Annotated in this window: 1 protein-coding gene; it reads left to right on the plus strand. The window is 71.7% G+C overall.

Annotated elements, in window-relative coordinates; all coding sequences use genetic code 11:
• Positions 1 to 226 (plus strand): hypothetical protein (locus tag IF89_RS40420; RefSeq protein WP_043195241.1); only part of this gene is annotated, 226 nt, incomplete at both ends.

The following is a 226-nucleotide window of genomic DNA, read 5'->3' on the forward strand; positions in this document are numbered from 1 at the left end:
CAGCAGCGGGAAGCTCACCGCCCGCGAGCAGACCACGTTCACCTACGACAAGTACGGGCAGCCTGCCTCGCAGACGGTCTCCTGGGCCGACGGCGCCGGACAGGAGGGCCGGGGTGAGGGGCCGGGTGAGCTGAAGACTGAGGTCAGCCGGACCGTTGAGGACGGGCGTCTGACCGAGACCGTCACCACCGCGCCCGGTACCGACGCGGAGACCACCGCCTCGCGG

Origin of the sequence: Streptomyces sp. NRRL F-2664, from assembly GCF_000719345.1 — a bacterium.
Lineage (GTDB): Bacteria > Actinomycetota > Actinomycetes > Streptomycetales > Streptomycetaceae > Streptomyces.